Genomic DNA, 20,555 nt, shown 5'->3' with positions numbered 1-20,555 from the left:
AAAGGAGAATCTCAACATGACTAAAAAAACAATCTACTTTCTATGTACAGGTAACTCTTGCCGCAGCCAGATGGCTGAAGGTTGGGCAAAGCAGCATTTAGGTGATGAGTGGAATGTATATAGCGCAGGAATCGAAGCACATGGTTTGAATCCAAATGCTGTAAAGGCAATGAAAGAAGCTGGCATTGATATTTCCAATCAAACTTCTGATATTATTGACCCTGAAATCCTTAATAATGCTGATTTAGTTGTCACACTTTGCGGAGATGCAGCTGACAAATGTCCAATGACTCCTCCTCACGTGAAACGCGAACACTGGGGATTTGATGATCCTGCAAAAGCAGAAGGAACAGATGAAGAAAAATGGGCGTTCTTCCAGCGTGTGCGTGATGAAATTGGCGACCGCATTAAAACGTTTGCCGAAACAGGGAAGTAAAAGAAAATAGCCAAGAGAAATCACTCTCTTGGCTATCCTTTCATCTTATATATAAGTATATGCTTATTTAATTGTAAGGGAGCGAAAATCATGAATAAAATTGAAATCTTTGACCCTGCACTATGCTGTCCAACGGGTGTGTGCGGTCCGAGTGTAGACCCAGAACTAACCAGAATGGCATCGGCTGTCTTCGCATTGGAGAAAAAAGGCTTTGATATTAAACGATACAACCTGGCCAATGAACCAGCTGTGTTTGCAGACAATAAAGAGGTAAATAAGGTACTCCATGAAAAGGGACCTGATGCACTGCCAGTCACGTTATTAAACGGAGCAGTCGTGAAGGAAGGCAAGTATCCTTCAAACGATGAACTTGCACAATGGTTTGAAGTGAAAGTGGAAGATCTCGCTCTTAAAAAGCCAAACGTAAAATTCAAGCTGATCTGAAAATAGGAAGGAGGAAGATGCATGTTTCAACCATTTGATACAAGGGCGGTAACGAATACGAAATTTCTTTTCTTTACAGGAAAAGGAGGAGTAGGGAAAACGTCAACGGCTTGTGCCTCGGCTGTCAAGCTTGCGGATGAAGGAAAGCGGGTTCTGCTTGTCAGTACGGATCCGGCATCCAACTTGCAGGATGTTTTAGAGGTAGAGCTAACAAACACACCTATGCCTGTGCCTGGGGTTTCGAATCTTTCTGCCTGTAATCTTGACCCAGAGGAAGCAGCCCGCGCTTATCGGGAAAAGACGATTGGACCTTATCGCGGCAAGCTCCCAGATTCAGTTGTGGCGACAATGGAAGAACAGCTATCAGGTGCCTGTACGGTTGAAATTGCCGCATTTGATGAATTCACTAGTTTGCTTTCAGACGCCTCCGTTGTAGAGGCTTATGATCACATTATTTTTGATACCGCACCAACAGGCCATACTCTTCGTCTCCTTCAGCTGCCAACCGCCTGGAGCGGATTTTTAGAAGAAAGCACGCATGGTGCTTCATGCCTGGGACCACTCTCAGGACTTGCGGAAAAGAAACAGATTTATTCCATTACGATGGACGCTCTTGCTGATTCGACCCAAACCACATTAATTCTGGTGGCAAGACCAGATGAATCTTCTTTAGTTGAAGCAAGCCGTGCTGCCAAAGAATTAAAAGAGATTGGCATCAAGAACCAGAGTCTGATTATAAATGGATTAATGCAGTCCCATATTCATGATGATGAGGTTTCAGCGTCATTCTTCCATCGTCAGCGGAACGCCTTAAAACGGATGCCAGACGATCTGAAGCAAGTGGCGACTTATTCACTGCCATTTGTCTCCTATTCCCTTACAGGGATTAAAAATCTGCGCTATTTGTTTAAGCAGTTTATCCTTCCGCAGACTGAATTGGCTATGGAGCAAAATTTGATCAGTTTGCCTGGACTAAGTGAAGTCATTGAAGATTTTTCTTCTACTAATACAAGAGTTATCTTTACAATGGGCAAGGGTGGAGTCGGCAAAACAACAATGGCCTCTGCTATCGCGGTCGGCTTAGCAGAAAAAGGTCACAAAGTCCATTTGACCACCACGGATCCCGCAGCTCATCTCGAATTTGTCTTCCAGAATAGCCAGCTGAATCAGAACCTGAGCATCAGCCGCATCGATCCAAAAAAGAAGTTGAGGCGTATAAAGCCGAGGTACTATCCAATGTAAGTGGTGAACTGGATGATGAGTCTTTAGCTTATATAGAAGAGGATTTAAATTCCCCATGTACAGAGGAGATTGCAGTATTTCGGGCTTTTGCAGAAGTCGTTGAGAAATCGAAGGATGAAGTGGTGGTCATTGATACCGCTCCATCAGGACATACCCTCTTGCTGCTGGATGCGGCTCAGTCCTATCATAAAGAGCTTGCGCGCTCAACGGGTGAGGTGCCTGAAAGTGTCAAAATGCTGCTTCCAAGGTTAAGAAACCCAAAAGAAACAGGAGTCGTGATTGTTACATTGGCTGAAGCAACTCCTGTACTGGAAGCTGGCCGTTTGCAGGATGACTTAAAACGAGCAGATATTACGCCTAAGTGGTGGCTGATTAACCAAAGTCTATATGCAACAGAAACAAAAGATCCTGTTCTAAAAGGAAGAGCAAGTGCTGAGATCAACTGGATTGAAAAAGTGACCAATGAGCTAAGCGAAAAATGTGCCATTGTTCCATTACAGAGCGAAGAAGGCTCTGGACACCAGGAATTGAAGAAGTTTATCAACCAATAGCGGAGGGATTAAGATGGAAAAGGTCGTCATTTTAGGGACAGGTCCAGCAGGATTAACAGCAGCCATTTATTTAGCGCGTGCAAATATGAAGCCAATAGTGATCGAGGGTACGCAGCCAGGAGGACAATTGACGTTAACAACCGAAGTAGAGAATTTTCCAGGGTTTACAGACGGGGTAATGGGTCCTGAATTAATGGACAATATGCGAAAGCAGGCAGAAAGATTTGGAGCTGAGTTTAAAAGAGGGTGGGTAACTGAAACAGATCTTTCCAAAAAGCCATTTACACTAAAAGTGAGCGGTTTAGGAGAAATACAGACGGAAGCGCTGATTCTTTCCACGGGTGCATCCGCTAAACTTCTAGGCATTCCTGGTGAATTAGAAAATATTGGACGGGGAGTCAGCACATGTGCGACTTGTGACGGATTCTTTTATCGCGGCAAGAAAGTGATTATCGTTGGCGGTGGGGATTCGGCTATGGAAGAAGCCAATTTCTTAACGAAGTTTGCTTCAGAAGTGACCGTTGTTCACCGCCGTGACGAACTTAGGGCTTCAAAGATTATGCAGGATCGTGCCAAAGAGAATGCGAAAATATCTTGGGCGCTCAACAATACGCCGATTGAAGTGATATCCGATGGAATGAAAGTGACAGGCTTAAAAGTTCGAGACAATGTGACAGGAAAAGAAGAAGTGATCGAAACAGACGGGATTTTCGTTGCGATTGGACATACGCCAAATACGGCTTTCCTCAATGGACAAATCGAAACGGATGAAACAGGCTATATTAATGTTGTACCTGGAACAACGGAAACCAATATCCCTGGCGTTTTTGCCTGCGGTGATGTACAAGATAAGAAATACCGCCAGGCAATTACAGCTGCAGGAACAGGATGCATGTCAGCACTTGATGCCGAACGGTACCTAGAAGGAACTCCAACACACGATTGGAGCAAATCACTATAAAAGGCGGGAGCATCATGACAAAAAACTATCATGAATTAATAAAAGATCGTATCTACATTGGCGGAGCCGATGATGTAAAAGAGATGATGAGAAATGAAAAAGCAGATGTAATTTTCGATTTGCGGGCAGAGGCTCCAGAAGCGGACTATGATCGGATTCATAGTCCTATTGTGGATGATGCAGAAAATCAGGATGGATCCATTAAGCAGTCTATTGAGCATGTGGTGAATGCCTATAATGAGGGGAAAAAGTGTACTTCCACTGTGCGGGAGGAAGCAACCGCACTGGGACTGTTGCAATTGGATCATTGTTATCGCTAGGAAAAGCTAAGACAATCGAAGAAGCAGAAGAGATGGCGAAGGCCGCACGTCCTAAAATCAATGTAAAACCAGAAATGAAAGAGTCCCTTCATCGTCTTTTCCCCAATGCTTAATGATAAAATGGTTTGAGGCTTCATTGAATATAAATTAGGGGTGAGGAGAACGTGAATATTACAGATCAGGCTCGTGATTTCTTGAAACAGTTATTTGAAGAACACAATGCCAAAAACGTACGTTTTTATTTTGCAGGCTTTGGCTGAGGACAGCCAAAGGTAGGACTGGCTCTGGATGAGCCAGGTGAAGAGGATAAAATTAGTGAGATTAACGGCATCACAGTGGCAATCGATCCTAACATTGAAAACGTAACACAAAATCTTGTTTTGGATTTTAGCCAGGAAGCGAATGGACTTGTGCTATTAGGGAATGAAAGTGATTGCTGCTAGGATTATTAAAGGAGCTTGGTGAACACCAGCTCCTTTAACTTTTCCTCCAAAAATTACTCCAATTCATTGTTATTCATTCTAGCATTCGCAAATGCAAACACATTGATTTTGTTTGCTTGGTTCTGAGGCTTTTTTACTGAAGAGAACTTCGTGACAAGTTTTCTAAAAAAGGATTCCTCGTTTGTTTCCTGCTGTTTTGTTTTAATGATCAATTCATAATTGTAATAATCCATCTTTAACTCCTCCTTATTAATCAAAAAAAGTTGATATATATTTTAAAAAAATTTAGCAGCAAGTAGGTTTAAACAAGCAGCATAGCTCTGACGATAATAGGTGATTTAATTCTTCTTGATTCAGTTCGTAAAAACTCCAGGTGCCTTTTGTTTCTTTTTTGATAATATTGGCATCCAGTAAGATCTTTAAATGATAGGACAGTTTGGATTGGCTCATTTCCATTAGTGGAGCGAGATCACACACGCACATGGAGCCGTTCTGGGTTAATAAATTCATAATTTGAAGCCGCTTTTTATCTGCTATGGCTTTAAACTTTCCCTCATAATGCTCAAATAGATGGTCCATTGATTGATTTTGGTTTGTTATTTCTGATTTCATTGCATCCACTCTTTCTTTAATCAAAAATTCTTGATGAGTTAATCATATATCCAAAATTTTCATATGTCAATTTGTAAAATCAAAATAATTTGATTAATAAGCAAAATAGATGATTATCATAATGTTAATTTTTCAAGGTGAGGATTTTCATTAATTCAGATTTGAAATCCATCGATAAAAACTATTAACTACTTAAAAAATAATTAATCAAATTATTTTGATAAATCGGTTGCATTTAGAAATAATTGCTAATATACTTTAATTATAAATCAAAAAAATTGATTTAAAAAAGGGAGCTGTTAAAGATGAATATTATTAACAAGTTTACTGGCAAATCCTCTAAGTCATCTGGCTGCTGTGATAATGAAATCAAGGAGGCAACGACACAGGAAGACCACTGCTGCGGAACTTCGGAGGTACAGTCTTCCTGCAGCGGCACATCTGATGAACAACAGACCTCTTGCTGCTAATATAAAAAAATCTTAAAGGACCTAAAGGAGCGATTAGTATGAAGGTACATGTAGGAATTAATGTAACGGACTTAAATCAATCAATTGAATTCTACTCAAAAGTATTTAATACTGAACCAGTAAAAGTAAAAGAAGATTATGCAAAGTTTTTACTTGAAGATCCAGGTCTCAATTTCACCTTGAATTTAAAGGATGAGGTTTCAGGAAACCAGGTGGGGCATTTTGGTTTTCAGGTCGAAAATCGGGAAGAAGTTGTCCAACACAAAGAACGATTAGAGAAACTCGGTTTCTTTGCCCGTGAAGAGATGGATGTTACTTGCTGCTATGCTACGCAGGATAAATTTTGGGTGACGGATCCAGACGGAAACGAATGGGAATTTTTCTATACTAAATCTGATGTGGAGTCAATGAAGACTGATTCCTCCTGCTGTACGCCGGAACCAGTCAAAATTGAAATTAAAAATTCTTCGTGTTGTTCATAACAACAAATAAAAAACTGAGAATCTCAGACCCGCCGAATATTTATTTATTCTTTAAATATACTATTGACTTCAAGAGTCTTTTTAGATAACAAAAAAACAGCTCAGAAATATATCATTTAAACCTATCTAAAGTGGTATTTTGTTGACATTCGTGGTCAAATCAAATATTATAATGGTAACAGAACCCACCACGCCTCTTATCAATGCGGACCAAGGTGGGTCATTTTTTATTTAAGGAGAAAATAATTTTGACTTCTGAAAGAGATAAGTCCAAAATAAAACCACCTACTACGTTTAAAGAACAAGTAGAGTTATATAAGGGTAGAAAACTTTACATTGAAGATTCAGAATATGCCGAAAATACCCTGCAGCGTGTTAATTATTATCGACTAACAGCTTATGGACTTACTCTTAAGGATCCACTAATAAAAGATGATTATGTAGCAGGTTCATCATTTAATAAAATGCTTTCAATATATGATTTTGATCGTCGCTTACGTTTATTACTCTTAGGAGCAATGGAAACCATTGAAATTGCCTTTAGAACGCATATCTCCTATGAAACAGCACATAAATTCGGACCTTTGGGATATAGAGATAAAGAAAACTTTATTAATGAAAAATTCCATCAAGATTCATTATCCGAGCTAGATATGTTAATTGAAAAGAGTCGTAGAGGTGAGCTGTTTGTAGAACATCACTTCAAAAAATACGACGGTGAATTCCCAATTTGGGCTGCCATAGAAGTCACTTCTTTTGGATTTCTTTCTAAATTTTATCGAAATCTAAAAGAAGATTTAAAAAGACATATAGCAAAAAACTATTACAATGTCCCTTATCTTTATATGGAAAGTTGGCTACAAACTTTATCCAACGTCCGTAATGTTTGTGCTCATTATGGCCGACTATATAACAAGCAGCTCACATTCAAACCTAAATTATTCAGGGATGAATTTAAGCATTTTAGCAATCAGTATATATACTCTGGTATTTATATAACTGAAAGATTACTAACCAGAACTGAAGGAAATAGATTTATTACGGATCTGGATGCTCTTATATCTGAATATGAGTCAGATATTGACTTTGTTCATATTGGATTTCCTTCAAACTGGAAAAAACTTTTGGAAAAAGCAAATAAAAAAAGCCATAATCCAGGAGAGTGAATAAATCACTCTCCTTTTTCCACGTTTAATGACATGTTTTCTAATCATTGGATGGTGGTTTTTATTTACTATGGTTTTAAAAAATGATGCGATAGTGTACAAAAAAGGGTTATACATATTAAACATGAATAATGTGTATAACCCTATATTTTATGTGCATTTTTTTAATTTGGGTATTGATAAAGCTCACCATCAAGTTCATTGCTTCATACGTAACCATCAGCGGCACCCCTTTCCTTAATGGATTGGAGGAGACCGCTGCCCACCCTGCGTTTGCTGTACAAAAAAAGTATATCATATGGGAAGTAAGAGTACCTATATTAAGAAAGTACCCTTAATGATTTTTTGAAACGGCTAATTTAGCCTAGTATGATGAAGATGTTACAAGCTATTCAATGGGGCAAGAATATCGGCTATATTATTTTTGGGCGAATTCACCATAGTAGAAACAGGATACAAATCCATTTCTTCTGCAGGATAGGGGACCAGAAGTGATTTTAGATGCTCAGTGTCATCATTTTTCGGATTTAGCCATAAATCATAATCATCCTGGTGTAGAATAACTGGCATTCGATCATGAATTTCCTCAGTGACAGAATTTGGTGTAGTTGTTATAACAGTACAGCTATGTAAAGGCTGTTCTCCCTTCTTCCAAGTTTCCCATAACCCAGCAAAGGCAAAAGGTCTTTTATCTTTCATGATAAATCGATAGGGTTGCTTGGTACCATCATCTTTTCTTTTCCACTCATAAAATCCATCGACCGGTATCAATAACCGTCTTCGCTTGAATGCATGTTTAAAACTAGGCTTCTCATCGATTCCTTCAGATCGAGCGTTGATCATCTTATATCCAATCCGCTCATCTTTCGCCCAGAACGGAACTAATCCCCATTTCATCGTTCCACCTCTTCGATTTTGGCCGTCGGAAATAACCGTTAAAATTCTTTGGCTTGGGGCAATGTTAAAGCGAGGAGAGATTTCCTCAGAAATTTCAAAGTCAAAGTATTGCTGCAAAGCTGAAATATCTTCAGCAAGTGAAAATCGTCCGCACATATAGTAAACCTCCTTATTATAGTACTTATGATTACCAATAATTTTGAAAATGTAAACTGTATTCATTTAAATAATCAGTTACTCGAAATAGGAGATGGAGCAATATTTTATGAAGGTAAGAAGAAATCTTTGAATATTTTCCATTTAAGTTACCGATACCTTACTATATGGAGGCGGTAAAATGTTATTAGTCGAAATAATGATTGCTGTAGTATTAATTGCAGCCTTTATTCAATTCCAAAGAGTAAAAAGGCAAACGAATTATAAGACTACTTATTAGCAAGTCATATTGATAGCAGTGAAGAGATGAAAAGAACTTTAGCTATGGGGTTGTATCTTAGGTTTAGGAAAGAATTTGAGGAAGATAAAAACTCTATAAAGGAAAATTCGATTTTTATAAAACAAGACCCTTTATTGTTTGAATCCTTTGTTGCTGATGTTTTTGAAAAAGCAAGGGGAGGTAGTACCTGGGTATCACCACCAACTGGTGACTTTGGAGTTGACTTTGAACATATTACTAAGGAAGGGAAATACTTAGGTCAGATAAAATGTTATAAAGGTGATCTAGCATTTGACTGTATTGCTATAATTCATTCTAATATGGTCAAGGATGGGGCTATAGGTGGATATGTTGTAACTACAGGGTCCTTTACTAAAAATGCTAAAGAATATGCAGAAGAATTAAACATTGAATTAATTGATGGTGTTAAGCTTGTTGAACTTTGGTTAGCTGGATTAGAATATGCTGAGCAGGAAATAAAGCAAGCATTACCTGAGTATGTATAATTTAAGCCCTTCTCAATTTGAGAGGGGCTTAAAAGTTAAATATTATGCAATTTATTGATTGCGCAAACACTTTAATTTCAGAACCTACATATGTATATCGAGCATGCCCATCTTTAATTGTAATGATTGCCACTTCCTTCCCATGCATTACTCCACGCAATTTTTTTCTTGGTTTTAAAGAAAAGCAAGCTCAATGTTCATCAGATTCCACATTCTTTAATTTCTCATTAAGTTGGTTTACATTCATAAAATCAACTCCCTTTATGTAATAATTTGTCATAAAGAGGGAAAGTCCTTGTGTCTATTATGTGAAAAAATTAAAGCCCCCTTTAGGGAGCATAAAAAGGCAAATTATCCTCAGGTAAAAGAGGTTGGATTTTCTTCACAATATCTGTAATATCATTCACTTCATTCCAGGTAACTTTTTCGATTATTGTTTCTCTTTGGCCAGTTTCCCTTTTTTGATGTTGTATCAATCATAAGCGACTACCGCAACCGCTAAGTTGGGATCTTCTTTAAAGTCACGATTATTAACAAAAAAAGCCCCCTGACTTGAGCCTCTATTGCCCACAATATTGAGCTGTGTTTCAATAACTACTTTCATAAATCCTCACTCATTATTATTTTATGTGTCTCCAGTATTCTTTCATAAAATCAAATGTTAATGAGCCGGCTTGCTTAATTGAATAGGGAGGGGTTCCAGGGTATTTATTTCTATTGAAAATCAAATTCTAATTTTCAATTGTAAACGTTATAATTAAGAAAAATGGAAAAAGGTGTTAGTTAGTGTATAAAATAGTATATTTAGCGTTTGCTGTTGTTCTTCTATCCGGCTGCAACTCAAGTGAATCAGAGAGCAATATAAATGTGAGTGACAATATAGAAGAGGATTCCTATGAAGAGGGTAGAGTAAAAGCAGATACCTATTATGAAGAGTATGAGATTCAGGAGGAGGATGGATTAATAACAGAGGAATTTCTTGAAGAGGGTTTTGAACCAATTGAAGAAGAATTTGATTACGAGATAGATTATGGAGATGATGAGATTGGCTCCTCGGAATACTATGATACTTCTACAGAAGATTCATCTACTCAGGAGGGTTCTTCTGCCGGAGGCTACTATAACCAAGAAGCGGTTCAGATCGTGACTTGGATAATGATGGATCATGGGATTATAAATCAGGGGGAACAGACAGGGACTTGGATAATGACAACATGTGGGATTTTCAATCTGGAGGATCAGATCGCGATTTAGATAACGATAAAATGTGGGATTATCAATCCGGAGGTTCCGACAGAGACTTAGATAATGACAACATCTGGGATTATGAATCTGGAGGATCAGATCGCGATTTAGACAATGATAATTACTGGGATAAATAATCAGCCAATTCATTAGGGAGCGGATAACAATGTGTAATGTATGTAGAATAAAAAATAGTACCACCGTGGGGTCAGTTGTAATGAATGTAAGGAGATGCTCTTCCAGAACAGCTGGAGACAAAGGCAAACATTTAGCAGATAAAGAGGTCTTGTTTTATGTTACCGAGGTTGCAACCAGGGGGAGGGAATTTATGGCCACGTTATTAGAAAAGATTCCGGTGAATTATGCAAAACGAGGGCACACATTCGAGATTGTGAATTTCTAAATACTACATTTAAGTGGGAGAATGGCATATTATCCTAGTTTTTTTTTTAGTATAAAAATAGAATGTTAATGTATGGTGACCTATCTAATTTGGCTCAATAGGTTGTAAAATAGAGAAACTCATTCCTCAACAAGAATTAAACTATCAATGGAAGGGTCCTGATCAATTCGATGAACTTATGAACCATGGTGAATTGACACTGGTACAAGTAAGCTTCAAAGAAATTGATGAAAATACAACAGAAGTAAAAGTAAATCACACTGGGTGGAAAAATGGAGAAGAGTGGGATCAAGCATATAAGTGACATGAGATGGCATGGTCCGGTGTACTAAGCAGCTTAAAATCTTCTCTTGAAAAAGGTGAAGGTGAACTCTGCTGCCAACCAGAGTAATTTAAAATATTAGAAAAAAGCCTCATAAATACATCGTGTATTTATGGGGCTTTTTTTCACATTAATAGGAATCTTTTCATCATTTGGCCAGCATTTTACATTATTTAATCCCCAATGGATTTCTATTTGTTCTTTCTTCGTTTATCTAACAACTCTGAAGCTAACCTTTGTTTTTCCCTTGTTGTGTTTATATACAAAAGAGAAATATCAGATTGTGTATGGCCTAACTGATTCATGATTAAAGGGATGTCACCACCGGTTTGCTCCGCTAAATTAGTCGCATAAGTGTGTCTAAGTTTATGTGGGGACATACGCTTATCAAAAGACTTAGTGTATTTATAAACGATATCTTCAACAGCACGGTTAGTAAGCGGTTGTGGATTGCCCTTTAAATTTTTCACAAAAATATACTCATTTTCACCGTCGCCAGCTTTATATTTTTCTTTTCTAACCTCTAAATACGCCTTGACGTCTTCAAGAGAGGATGGGGTAATAGATACAGTATCTTTTTTCCTCCTTTTCTAATAACGCTAATCTCTTTAGCACTAAAGTCTATATCCTTAATTCTCAAATTTGTAAGTTCATTTACGCGAATACCACTACCCAAGAATAGAGAGAGGATAGCAAAATCTCTCTCTTTATCACGCTTGAAATATCTCATTTGAGCAGGGGATAGGGATTCTGCATACTCATTTTGAACATATTCAAGAAAATCTACATCCTTGTCTTCAATAAAAATCTTATCGGTAATTTTTTTTGCCCGTTCATTCAATGTTTCTGATACCTTTTTAATAGGAATCTTCTCCATCACATTTCTTTCAAAATATGGCTTCCCAGCAGAGAGCTCAGCTTCAACTGTCAGGTATTTAAATAATGATCTAAGGGATGATTTATGCCTATTAACGGTCTTTGTGTCTATTTTCTTTGTTTCATCATCTTTATTAGAAACTTTATATTTTTTTCTAGAAACGAACTTGAAATAGTTATTGGCATCATCAAGTGAGAGGGTTTCTAATGCATCAACAGGGATGTCCTTCATTAAATCTGATTTAACAATTCCTTCAGCAATTAACCAGCCGAAAAACTCCTTAAAATCTCTAACATAATTAAAAAGGGTTAGGGGGAGCGGATGTCTAATTTATCATCAACGTATTTAACCACATAATCGGGCATGTCTTTTATAAGTACTTCTAACCGATGCTCATAGTATTCATGCTGTTTAGTAATAGCCAAGAGGGACACCTCACATTACAGTTTTATTAGGAAGGCAATCGCCTCAAAAGAGTAATTTTTTGCGTTAAGTTTATAAGACCTAGATATAGAACTAGAGTTCGTGTTTCTTTAATTATAACAGTAACTCATGTAAAGTGCGAACATACTTATATTTTAGTTTTCTTTTATGATTACTATGTAACGGAAGTAAATCTTGTTGTCTTCTTATTTGTTCCAATACACTAGGTACTGATGGAGGGGCGAGCAATACAGTTTAACAGATAGATTCTCATTCAAGTTGCCGTGCTTATTATCAGGGGACAGCTGCAAATCAGAAGGAAAATTTATTTTTTCTTATGTTCGATCAGGGCAATGAAATAGGTGAGAGCTGGAGAAAACGATATGATTCCTTAAAACTGTTTAAAGCATGTTATTTCAGTACTCTTTCAAGTTTATCTTTAGGTGGTGATCCCAATGGTTATACAACTAAAGATGAAATCAGTGACTATTTGTTGCATTATGCAAAGGAGTTTCCCCTTCTGGTAAAGATTCGAACAGTTGTACAAGACTGGATAAAGCAGGGGATTGTTTTGTTCTGTACACCAGGCAGGGGGAATACCGAAGCAAACAGGTGATAGTTGCAATAGGTCCTTTCCAGAAGCCAAATATACTCGAATTCTCAAAATTCCTTTCGAATGAAGTCCTTCCTCTACATTCTTCAGAATATGAATGTCCTTTTCAGCTTCTGTTGTAGTTTGTTATTACCATATAAAAGGCGGCTAAGATATACTTGTATTAGCATTTCTATTTACACTTCGCTTCATTTCAACTTTTTAATAAATTACACCAATCAAAAGGAAAAAGAATATAAGGTAGGTATAGGATGCCAACAATATGTTAACAAAACCTTCAAGGTAGTTGCTATTTAGGAAATGTTACAATCTATATCAACAAACAACTTAAAAGGGATCTTCGATTAAAAATCCTTTATTAATTTAGATGACATAGGCATGCTCAAATTCAAACCACGTAAATATATATATCTAAGTAAAGTTATCTTATGGAGGTATGTGTATGCATAAATGTCGTTGCTGCCAAGGAACAGGATGTTGTCGTTACTGTGGCGGTTCTGGTATGTGCTGCTGTTGTGGTGGAAGGGGATGTCACCACTGCCAGACAAGTGGATGTTGCCCGTGTTGTCATAGTGGCAAAAGATGTGGTTGTTGTGGTGGATTAGGTGTTCAATCAATATAAAGTTTAAAAAGCTGGTTTTATCCAGCTTTTTGTGTTTTATTGCCGATAACGCAGATTAATTATTTCGTTGAAAATAGCAGTAAATTAAAACTCGCATTACAATCATTAGAACGATTAACGCTTTTTTATGAATTTACGTTTGTAGGTGACCGATAATCAAAGTTCCCTTTTGAGGTGGATTTTTTTCACTAAAGGGTGAGTGAAAGAATCGTCTTGACTATTTAGGAAGAGAGGATCAAGTGGCATTTCGAGATAGGGGGATATACAGTGGTTTAGAGAGGGTATTGCAGAGGCTTGATGAAGTCAATAAATGATCTATTTGGAAACTAAAGACAAGGGGTTGGTTAGAATTAGTTTTTATGATCTTGTAGGTGTTGAAATCGATGAAGAATAGCGCGCAATGCAGCACGCTATTTATGTAAAATCAGATTTATTTTGGCATCGTATTTATTTATGAGGCGTCCTCTAGATATAAATCCTTCTTCCCGAAAACTGAAGTAATCGCCTTCTGCATTGATAATTATATGGTCTTGGAGGGGAATGTCTAGAATTTTTCCAGCTTTTAATAATGTTTGCGTGATTTCGAGATCCTCATGTGACGGATTAAGTTTAGTGGATGGATGGTGTGGGCAACGATGATCTTCCTAGCATTATTTAGGATGCAGGCTTTAAATACTTCTCTTGGTGAAATGAGTGCCCAGTCTAATGATCCTATATGGCAGTGGTGAACGGCGATGACGTTTTGGTTTGTATTTTAGCAAAGGACAAGGAAGACTTCCCTGTCATCATCCCCAAAAAAATAATGGGCAATACGGCTGGCATCCAGTGGTGAACGGATAACTTCAATTAATTCATTTTGAATTTCTTTTACAACTTGTTTGATTTTATAATAACTTCATATATTTTCTTCATTTGTAATCCCACTTTTAGAATGATATCAATATTCAGATTAGATAAATTTTTATGGAATGTATATGATGAAAGTCACAAATAGGACAAGTTAATAGAGATTCTCCAAACCAATACAGAGTAAAGTGGGTAAGGTAATATATCCTTTCAAGTGATAATCTCCAACAATAAAGGACTTATCGGGATGTCACTAACTATGAAAACCTAAGAAAACAAGAGTAATCAGCTGTTTTCGCTTCTTTTATTGAGGGAGGTAAGTGCAGTAAGGTACAGTACACTAATCCTTGGACTGGCTAAAGGGATTACACATGATTTTGAAAGAATTACGAAAAAGAAACCAACGAAAATTAAAACATATATTAAGGGTTATAGATAGAAATGGATGTAAAGTTATTTTCAATTATCGGGCACTTTTTCTAAAGTTTCTAAAGCTAAATTTCCTACTTATATACACCCAAGAAATTAACTTTTTATATTGATAGCAAATCTACTGATGAAATGTAAGAATACCTAATTCTAATTTTATATTTCATAATTCAATGCCTATTAAAATTAACATGGCAAGTGAGTTCATAGAAAAAACATAAATAAAATATCAGCCATCGCGTTATTGAAAAGGTGCACAGTTATTGGAACATGATAAAAGGAGACGTGCTATATATGAAAAAAGCCATTTTTTTGCATGTGTTTTATTTTTGCTGGCAGGGTGTTTAAAGGAGAATGACGCTGCCGAAAAAGTCCTGAATTGTTGGAGGTTTCAGTTGACATTCCAGAAGTGATACAAGCTAATCAAGAGATTGTCATCCAGGCAGCCGTTATACAGGGGAAGGAAAAAGTTGAAGTCGCCATTGAGGTTAAGCTGGAAGTGAAAAAAGCAGCTCAGATACATCAAAAGAAATGGTTGGGGAGCATCAAGGCAAAGGTGTTTATTCCATTACCACGATTTTTCAAGAGACGGGGACCTATTCGGTAACAGCGCACGTGAGGGCAAGAGGGTTGCAAAATATGCCTACCAAAGAATTCACGGTAAATGTAGTAAACAAATAAGTAAGTGCAAAAAAGGTGGTCCAGGATCAAATCCATTGAACCACCTTCTCTTTTTATTCTTTTTCTTTGCCCTTAGGGGTATCATCTTCCATTATACCTTTGGTGGACTGTTTAAATTCCCTAAGTGTGGTTCCAACTGCACGCCCCAGTTCAGGAAGCTTCTTCGGCCCAATAATAATTAATGCAAGAACAAAGATTAATAGCGCCCCGCTTACACCTATATTCGCCATATGTTTCACCCCTTAAAATTTTACAAAGAAAGCTGTGAAATACATAATCAATATCCCGATTGTGAATCCTGCGAAGTTCTTCCATGAAACAGCAGGTTCAAGATTTTTCCTCTGATCTTCAATCAACATTTTGGTGATCACGTAAATCACCTGTAAAATCGCACCTGCGCCTATTCCTAAAAAGACAGCTCCCCAAATAGGTGAAAAAACAAACCCGCCGAACCAGGTACCCAGGATGGCAGGAGCGCCTGCAATAGTTCCCAGTAGCAAAAAGGTGCGGAATTTAGGCTTAATCTTTAAAAGGGGAGCGGCTATACCAATCCCTTCCGTGATATTGTGAAGAGTGAAACCAATCACCAAGAATGTTCCTAAAGCCGCTTCGCCCAGTGCAAAGGAAGAGCCAATTGCCAAACCTTCCCCAAAATTATGAAGTCCAATTCCAATTGCCATCATAAATGCAACCGCAAATGGAGAATATCCTGCTCGTTCTTGTTTTCGGTGCTGGTATTGATCAAATCCTATTAAAAGAAGGAAGGTGAGAACAGTTGTGATAATAACGACCATGTTGCCCTGGAACACAGAAGGTGCCTCTGCTCCGATTTCGAAACCATCAAATAGTGTTCCAAAGAATAAGAATAATAATAGCCCAACCGTAAGCGCGAGAATGGCATTAATCCAGCTCTTTTTTAAACGCTTCATAAATGGATACCATAATAAACCAAGAGTAATGGGGACAATTCCTACATAGAAGCCGATAAACCCATAATTCAATACATTAACCCATGAAAATTCAGGGGTCAAAGTAGCTGCCTCAATACCTGCTTCTGTAATGATTCCATTTTCTGAAACTAATAGAATAGTATGGGGGTCGCCTTCAACCCAAGGATAGGGTATCGTGACTTTTCCCTCCTGGAATCGTTTAAGAGTTGGTCCTGGTTTGATGGAGAAGTTCCAAACAGAATCATCGACGATTACCTGTGATATGGTCAATGCTTCGGGTCCGGTATTACTGACATCAAGCTCAAATCCTGAAGGGACCACTTTGATTTGCTCAATATTCAATACTTCAATGGGAGCAGCAGGATCTCGTTCCACCCCAGCTCCATTTTTAAAAAGCCATCCCAATACCATAAGCAATAGAACAAGCGGGATAATACCTGATAAAAGCCATTTTGATTTCATCATTTACACTCCTCTCTATTCAACTTCAAAGAATCCCATCCAGCCCAGCTCAGCAAATTCGCTGACATGGGCATGAAACATATACTTCCCCTTATAAGGGAAACGAATCTCTAGGATCCCGCGTTCGCCTTGACATTGCATAATGGTGTCTGTGAACTGAGATGGGTTTTCATTTCTCCCTGTCGGAATATAAGTAAAATAATTCGCGTGCAAGTGGAAAGAATTGAGCAAATCAAATTCAGTAAGGTTGCTTAAGTAAATTCGGACAAGCTCATTTCTCTTGACTTTTATGGGATGATTCATAAAAGCAAAAGCATATCCATTCACCGTATAAAATTCGTTTGCACCATCCAAATCTAAATCATAGGCATTCATGACCATATTTAATTCCAAAGCTTGCTCCCTTGGCGTTTTCGGGTCAATTATAAAATTTCCGTATAAGCCTTTATGAATATGGCGGGCTAAAGGCAGCACATGGCAGTGATAAACCTGCAAGCCATAGGGCTTTGCCTCGAATTCGTACGTAAAGGATTGCCCTGAAGCGATAGGAGTTATCCCATCCATTTCGGGTGGGTGGATCCCGTGAAAATGAATGGAGTGGGGGTGGCTTCCCTTATTTGTAAAGTGAAATCTCAAGAAATCTCCTTCTGTGCAGCGAAAGGTTGGTCCAGGTATGGTTCCGTTATAAGTCCAGCCAGGAAACTTAATGCCTTTGGCAATTTCAATTTCCTTATCGACGGCAACAACCTCGTATTCCCTTAAAGTCCGTCCGTCAGGCAGCGTTGTCACTTTCCCATAATCAAACTCGGTCAGGAGCTGTTCAGCCATTTTATAGCCTTCTGTTTTTGCTGTGTCCTTCATGTTAGTGTGGTTAGCAGCATGATTATTATGTTTTGCTTTCCCGCTGTCAGCCTGAACCTCAGTTGTGAATGGCGAAACGTTATTTAAGTACATGCTTCCTGCTATCCCAAGTGCCCCAGTAGCCCCCAGCTTCAATACATCACGGCGGGATATCTTATTTTCTGACATTGTTTTACCTCCTCTTAAAAAGTTTCCTTAATCCAAAAATATTAGTACTTGCCAATAATTTATGACAAGGACAACCTTTTTGTCAACAAACATTTTACGAAAACATTCAAATAATTATTTGACCAAATAAAAGGAATTACATATACTAATAATCAAATGATTGTTTGAGTATGGAGGGGTTTAATTTGAAACAAGATGATGTTTGTGAAGTTACCTGTGTGGATGAAGAGAAAGTAAGGCGTGTTAAGGAATCGGTAAAACAGCAGAATACCTTGGCTGTTTCTCAAATATTTAAAGCATTATCTGATGACACTAGAGTAAAGATTACTTTTTCCCTATATGAAGAAGAGGGGTTATGTGTCTGTGATGTTGCGAATATCGTCGGATGTACGACAGCAACCGCATCACACCATTTGCGTTTGTTACGCAATATGGGACTAGCGAAATATCGAAAGGAAGGAAAACTAGTTTTTTATTCGCTGGATGATGATCATGTCAGACAGCTTATCCAAATCGCATTTGCACATCAAAAGGAGGTGGAGAACTATGAATGAAGCTTTAACGAAATCAGATGAAAAAACGGTCTATCGTGTGCAGGGATTCACCTGAGCAGGCTGTGCCACAAAGTTCGAAAAGAACGTAAAACACCTGGATGGTGTTTCTGATGCAGTTGTAAATTTTGGTGCTTCAAAGCTTACCGTACATGGAGAAGCAACCATTGAAGAACTGGAGAAGGCGGGAGCTTTTGAAGGTTTAAAAATCATCCCTGAAAAAGAGAGATTCGTTGAGAAAAAGGTTCCTTTTATAATAAAACACGCAACTGTGATTGCATCCTTTGTTTTTCTTATTCTTGGATGGGTTTTTGTAAAAATGAATGGGGAGGACAGCATCACACCGATTTTAGCATATGGTGCATCCATGTTAATTGGCGGGTATCGCCTCTTCACAACAGGCTTGAAAAATCTCCTTCGCCTTCAGTTTGATATGAGAACGCTTATGACTATCGCTGTCATCGGTGCTGCTTTTATTGGGGAATGGGGAGAAGGAGCTACTGTCGTAATTCTTTTTGCGATTAGTGAGGCTCTAGAGACTTATTCTATGGATAAAGCCCGTCAATCCATTCGCTCCTTAATGGATATTGCTCCCAAGGAAGCCTTAATCCGAAGAGGAAATAAGGAAATGATGATTGAAGTGGATGATATTCAGATAGACGACATTATGATCGTAAAGCCTGGGCAAAAAATTGCGATGGATGGAATCGTGGTAAAAGGCTTGTCTTCCGTTAATCAGGCGGCTATTACGGGGGAATCTGTCCCTGTTTCAAAAACACCAGATGATGAAGTGTTTGCAGGAACCTTGAATGAAGAAGGTCTCCTTGAAGTCAAGGTGACAAAGCATGTGGATGACACAACCATTGCGAAGATTATCCATTTAGTTGAAGAGGCTCAGGCTGAGCGTGCTCCGTCACAAGCTTTTGTGGACAAATTTGCGAAATACTATACGCCGCTTATTATTCTTGTAGCATTAGGGGTTGCCGTTATCCCCCCACTGTTTTTTGGAGCCGATTGGGATACCTGGATTTACCAAGGATTAGCTGCACTTGTGGTTGGATGCCCTTGCGCGCTTGTGATCTCAACTCCTGTTGCGATTGTAACAGCGATTGGGAGTGCTGCAAAAAATGGCGTGCTCATTAAAGGCGGCATTCACTTGGAAGAGATGGGAGCAATCAAAGCCATTGCCTTTGATAAAACAGGAACACTAACAAAAGGTATTCCAATGGTAACAGATTATCTTCCACAGTCTAATACAAATTCGGCAGAACTTTTGTCTATTGTTGCAGCGCTGGAAAAAGGATCACAGCATCCACTGGCTTCAGCTATCATGAAAAAAGCGGAAGAAGAAAAAGCGCCATACCAGGACCTCAGTATTGAAGATTTTTCTTCCATTACGGGTAAAGGAATTAAAGGAAACTTTCAAAATAAGATGTATTATGTTGGAAGCCCGAATTTGTTTGAAGAACTATTATCAAACGGCATTCCGGCTGCATTAAAAACAACAATTGCCCGCCTTCAAAATCAAGGAAAAACCGTCATGGTGGCAGGAACCTCAGAAGAAGTATTGAGTTTGATTGCCGTTGCGGATGTGTTAAGGGAAAACAGTAAAAATGTTATTGAAAATCTTCATTCTTTGGGAATTCAAAAGACTATTATGCTTACTGGTGATAACGAAGGAACCGCAAACGCGATCGGTGAACAAGTTGGCGTATCGGATATTAAAGCTGAATTATTGCCGCAAGATAAATTAACGTTTATTAGAGATCTTAGGAATCAATATGACCGAGTGGCAATGGTCGGTGACGGCGTGAATGATGCCCCTGCATTAGCTGCTTCTACGTTGGGGATTGCCATGGGAGGAGCTGGAACAGATACGGCTCTTGAAACAGCGGACATTGCCTTGATGGCAGATGACCTTGGAAAATTGCCGTTTACAGTTAAGTTAAGCAGGAAAGCACTTAGCATCATTAAGCAAAACATTACGTTTTCATTAGGGATAAAGCTTGTTGCATTACTACTGGTCATTCCAGGGTGGCTGACGCTTTGGATTGCGATTTTTGCAGATATGGGTGCGACTCTTATTGTCACATTAAACGGCTTGCGACTTCTCAGAATTAAAGACAAATAAGCTAG

The 20,555-nt window shown here is 38.3% G+C and carries 23 protein-coding genes and 4 pseudogenes; 18 read left to right on the top strand and 9 right to left on the bottom strand.

The genetic code is table 11. The features are described 5' to 3' along the window. Positions 1 to 16: 16 nt before the first annotated feature. The 5 genes and pseudogenes from arsC to M5V91_RS29825 all read left to right on the top strand — a co-directional run bounded on the left by arsC (position 17) and on the right by M5V91_RS29825 (position 4,067). A complete protein-coding gene (arsC, locus tag M5V91_RS29845; protein ID WP_019381026.1) occupies positions 17 to 436 on the top strand; it encodes an arsenate reductase (thioredoxin) in 420 nt (139 codons plus the stop codon). 90 nt (positions 437 to 526) lie between these two features. Next, complete coding sequence (arsD, locus tag M5V91_RS29840; RefSeq protein WP_019381025.1) at positions 527 to 880, top strand: arsenite efflux transporter metallochaperone ArsD; 354 nt, start codon at positions 527 to 529, stop codon at positions 878 to 880. Positions 881 to 901: 21 nt separating this feature from the next. Then, positions 902 to 2,673 (top strand): annotated as a pseudogene (gene arsA / locus M5V91_RS29835) (arsenical pump-driving ATPase). A gap of 13 nt (positions 2,674 to 2,686) precedes the next feature. Next, on the top strand, positions 2,687 to 3,634 hold the full coding sequence (gene trxB / locus M5V91_RS29830) for a thioredoxin-disulfide reductase (protein ID WP_019381023.1): 948 nt from the start codon (positions 2,687 to 2,689) through the stop codon (positions 3,632 to 3,634). A 14-nt stretch (positions 3,635 to 3,648) separates the two neighbouring features. Beyond that, positions 3,649 to 4,067: pseudogene (locus tag M5V91_RS29825) on the top strand (protein-tyrosine phosphatase family protein). A 383-nt stretch (positions 4,068 to 4,450) separates the two neighbouring features. On the opposite strand, the gene M5V91_RS29820 reads toward M5V91_RS29825, so the two are convergent. Together M5V91_RS29820 and M5V91_RS29815 are read right to left on the bottom strand one after the other, a co-directional pair. Continuing rightward, positions 4,451 to 4,630, bottom strand: a complete 180-nt coding sequence (locus tag M5V91_RS29820; protein ID WP_284522337.1) for a hypothetical protein — start codon at positions 4,628 to 4,630, stop codon at positions 4,451 to 4,453. Between the two features lie 52 nt (positions 4,631 to 4,682). Further along, positions 4,683 to 5,009 (bottom strand): ArsR/SmtB family transcription factor, encoded by a 327-nt coding sequence (locus M5V91_RS29815; RefSeq protein ID WP_019381019.1) that lies wholly within the window; start codon positions 5,007 to 5,009, stop codon positions 4,683 to 4,685. A gap of 305 nt (positions 5,010 to 5,314) precedes the next feature. Here M5V91_RS29815 and M5V91_RS29810 point away from each other — a divergent pair, with 305 nt between their 5' ends. The 3 genes from M5V91_RS29810 (at position 5,315) to M5V91_RS29800 (ending at position 7,127) form a co-directional block, all read left to right on the top strand. After that, the gene (locus tag M5V91_RS29810) at positions 5,315 to 5,479 is read left to right on the top strand and encodes a hypothetical protein (protein WP_157888620.1); all 165 of its coding nucleotides are present in this window, start codon (positions 5,315 to 5,317) and stop codon (positions 5,477 to 5,479) included. A 38-nt stretch (positions 5,480 to 5,517) separates the two neighbouring features. Then, positions 5,518 to 5,961 carry an ArsI/CadI family heavy metal resistance metalloenzyme gene (locus tag M5V91_RS29805; protein ID WP_019381018.1) on the top strand — a complete coding sequence of 148 codons (444 nt, stop codon included), beginning with the start codon at positions 5,518 to 5,520 and terminating at the stop codon, positions 5,959 to 5,961. Between the two features lie 248 nt (positions 5,962 to 6,209). Next, positions 6,210 to 7,127 (top strand): Abi family protein, encoded by a 918-nt coding sequence (locus tag M5V91_RS29800; protein WP_284522336.1) that lies wholly within the window; start codon positions 6,210 to 6,212, stop codon positions 7,125 to 7,127. A gap of 381 nt (positions 7,128 to 7,508) precedes the next feature. Here M5V91_RS29800 and M5V91_RS29795 read toward each other — a convergent pair whose 3' ends face one another. Further along, on the bottom strand, positions 7,509 to 8,180 hold the full coding sequence (locus M5V91_RS29795; protein WP_019381015.1) for an SOS response-associated peptidase: 672 nt from the start codon (positions 8,178 to 8,180) through the stop codon (positions 7,509 to 7,511). Between the two features lie 306 nt (positions 8,181 to 8,486). On the opposite strand from M5V91_RS29795, the gene M5V91_RS29790 reads away from it, so the two are divergent. Beyond that, entirely contained in the window at positions 8,487 to 8,966 is a 480-nt protein-coding gene (locus tag M5V91_RS29790; RefSeq protein WP_019381013.1) for a restriction endonuclease, read from the top strand. Between the two features lie 472 nt (positions 8,967 to 9,438). On the opposite strand, the gene M5V91_RS29785 is transcribed toward M5V91_RS29790, so the two are convergent. Then, positions 9,439 to 9,570 carry a hypothetical protein gene (locus tag M5V91_RS29785; protein WP_284522335.1) on the bottom strand — a complete coding sequence of 44 codons (132 nt, stop codon included), beginning with the start codon at positions 9,568 to 9,570 and terminating at the stop codon, positions 9,439 to 9,441. A gap of 182 nt (positions 9,571 to 9,752) precedes the next feature. Between M5V91_RS29785 and M5V91_RS29780 the strand changes: the two genes are divergently transcribed. The 3 genes from M5V91_RS29780 to M5V91_RS29770 all read left to right on the top strand — a co-directional run bounded on the left by M5V91_RS29780 (position 9,753) and on the right by M5V91_RS29770 (position 10,918). Further along, on the top strand, positions 9,753 to 10,220 hold the full coding sequence (locus M5V91_RS29780) for a hypothetical protein (protein ID WP_019381011.1): 468 nt from the start codon (positions 9,753 to 9,755) through the stop codon (positions 10,218 to 10,220). Between the two features lie 208 nt (positions 10,221 to 10,428). Beyond that, positions 10,429 to 10,614, top strand: a complete 186-nt coding sequence (locus tag M5V91_RS29775; protein WP_284522334.1) for a hypothetical protein — start codon at positions 10,429 to 10,431, stop codon at positions 10,612 to 10,614. Between the two features lie 97 nt (positions 10,615 to 10,711). After that, on the top strand, positions 10,712 to 10,918 hold the full coding sequence (locus M5V91_RS29770; protein ID WP_311316060.1) for an SRPBCC domain-containing protein: 207 nt from the start codon (positions 10,712 to 10,714) through the stop codon (positions 10,916 to 10,918). A gap of 209 nt (positions 10,919 to 11,127) precedes the next feature. Here the strand turns inward: M5V91_RS29770 and M5V91_RS29765 are convergent. Then, a pseudogene (locus M5V91_RS29765) lies at positions 11,128 to 11,666 on the bottom strand (tyrosine-type recombinase/integrase). A gap of 907 nt (positions 11,667 to 12,573) precedes the next feature. Here M5V91_RS29765 and M5V91_RS29760 point away from each other — a divergent pair. The 3 genes from M5V91_RS29760 (at position 12,574) to M5V91_RS29750 (ending at position 13,454) form a co-directional block, all read left to right on the top strand. Further along, positions 12,574 to 12,852, top strand: coding sequence for a hypothetical protein (locus M5V91_RS29760; protein WP_284522333.1), 279 nt, complete (start codon positions 12,574 to 12,576; stop codon positions 12,850 to 12,852). Next, positions 12,786 to 12,971, top strand: coding sequence for a hypothetical protein (locus M5V91_RS29755; protein ID WP_369426024.1), 186 nt, complete (start codon positions 12,786 to 12,788; stop codon positions 12,969 to 12,971). Before M5V91_RS29760 ends, M5V91_RS29755 begins: the two co-directional genes overlap by 67 nt. A 306-nt stretch (positions 12,972 to 13,277) precedes the next feature. Next, positions 13,278 to 13,454, top strand: a complete 177-nt coding sequence (locus M5V91_RS29750) for a hypothetical protein (protein ID WP_019381005.1) — start codon at positions 13,278 to 13,280, stop codon at positions 13,452 to 13,454. Positions 13,455 to 13,881: 427 nt separating this feature from the next. On the opposite strand, the pseudogene M5V91_RS29745 reads toward M5V91_RS29750, so the two are convergent. Then, positions 13,882 to 14,186 (bottom strand): annotated as a pseudogene (locus M5V91_RS29745) (JAB domain-containing protein). A gap of 942 nt (positions 14,187 to 15,128) precedes the next feature. Between M5V91_RS29745 and M5V91_RS29740 the strand changes: the two are divergent. Further along, the gene (locus tag M5V91_RS29740) at positions 15,129 to 15,353 is read left to right on the top strand and encodes a hypothetical protein (protein ID WP_019381004.1); all 225 of its coding nucleotides are present in this window, start codon (positions 15,129 to 15,131) and stop codon (positions 15,351 to 15,353) included. Between the two features lie 127 nt (positions 15,354 to 15,480). Here the strand turns inward: M5V91_RS29740 and M5V91_RS29735 are convergent, their stop codons facing one another. Genes M5V91_RS29735 through M5V91_RS29725 form a run of 3 tightly spaced genes read right to left on the bottom strand, consistent with a single transcriptional unit; the run spans position 15,481 to position 17,868 of the window. Next, entirely contained in the window at positions 15,481 to 15,657 is a 177-nt protein-coding gene (locus M5V91_RS29735; RefSeq protein ID WP_019381003.1) for a twin-arginine translocase TatA/TatE family subunit, read from the bottom strand. 12 nt (positions 15,658 to 15,669) lie between these two features. Then, positions 15,670 to 16,839 (bottom strand): ZIP family metal transporter, encoded by a 1,170-nt coding sequence (locus tag M5V91_RS29730; protein WP_019381002.1) that lies wholly within the window; start codon positions 16,837 to 16,839, stop codon positions 15,670 to 15,672. A gap of 15 nt (positions 16,840 to 16,854) precedes the next feature. Continuing rightward, positions 16,855 to 17,868, bottom strand: a complete 1,014-nt coding sequence (locus tag M5V91_RS29725; protein ID WP_019381001.1) for a multicopper oxidase domain-containing protein — start codon at positions 17,866 to 17,868, stop codon at positions 16,855 to 16,857. A 185-nt stretch (positions 17,869 to 18,053) separates the two neighbouring features. On the opposite strand from M5V91_RS29725, the gene M5V91_RS29720 reads away from it, so the two are divergent. Together M5V91_RS29720 and M5V91_RS29715 are read left to right on the top strand one after the other, a co-directional pair. Continuing rightward, complete coding sequence (locus M5V91_RS29720) at positions 18,054 to 18,422, top strand: ArsR/SmtB family transcription factor (RefSeq protein ID WP_019381000.1); 369 nt, start codon at positions 18,054 to 18,056, stop codon at positions 18,420 to 18,422. Then, positions 18,415 to 20,550: a heavy metal translocating P-type ATPase gene (locus tag M5V91_RS29715; RefSeq protein WP_082919471.1), complete on the top strand. Its 2,136-nt coding sequence runs from the start codon at positions 18,415 to 18,417 to the stop codon at positions 20,548 to 20,550. Before M5V91_RS29720 ends, M5V91_RS29715 begins: the two co-directional genes overlap by 8 nt. Positions 20,551 to 20,555 lie beyond the last annotated feature (5 nt).

The sequence above is a fragment of the Cytobacillus pseudoceanisediminis genome, from assembly GCF_023516215.1.
GTDB lineage: Bacteria > Bacillota > Bacilli > Bacillales > Cytobacillaceae > Cytobacillus > Cytobacillus pseudoceanisediminis.
The sequence above is the reverse complement of the archived record's forward strand: the minus strand, read 5'-3'. Positions and strand labels throughout refer to the sequence as shown.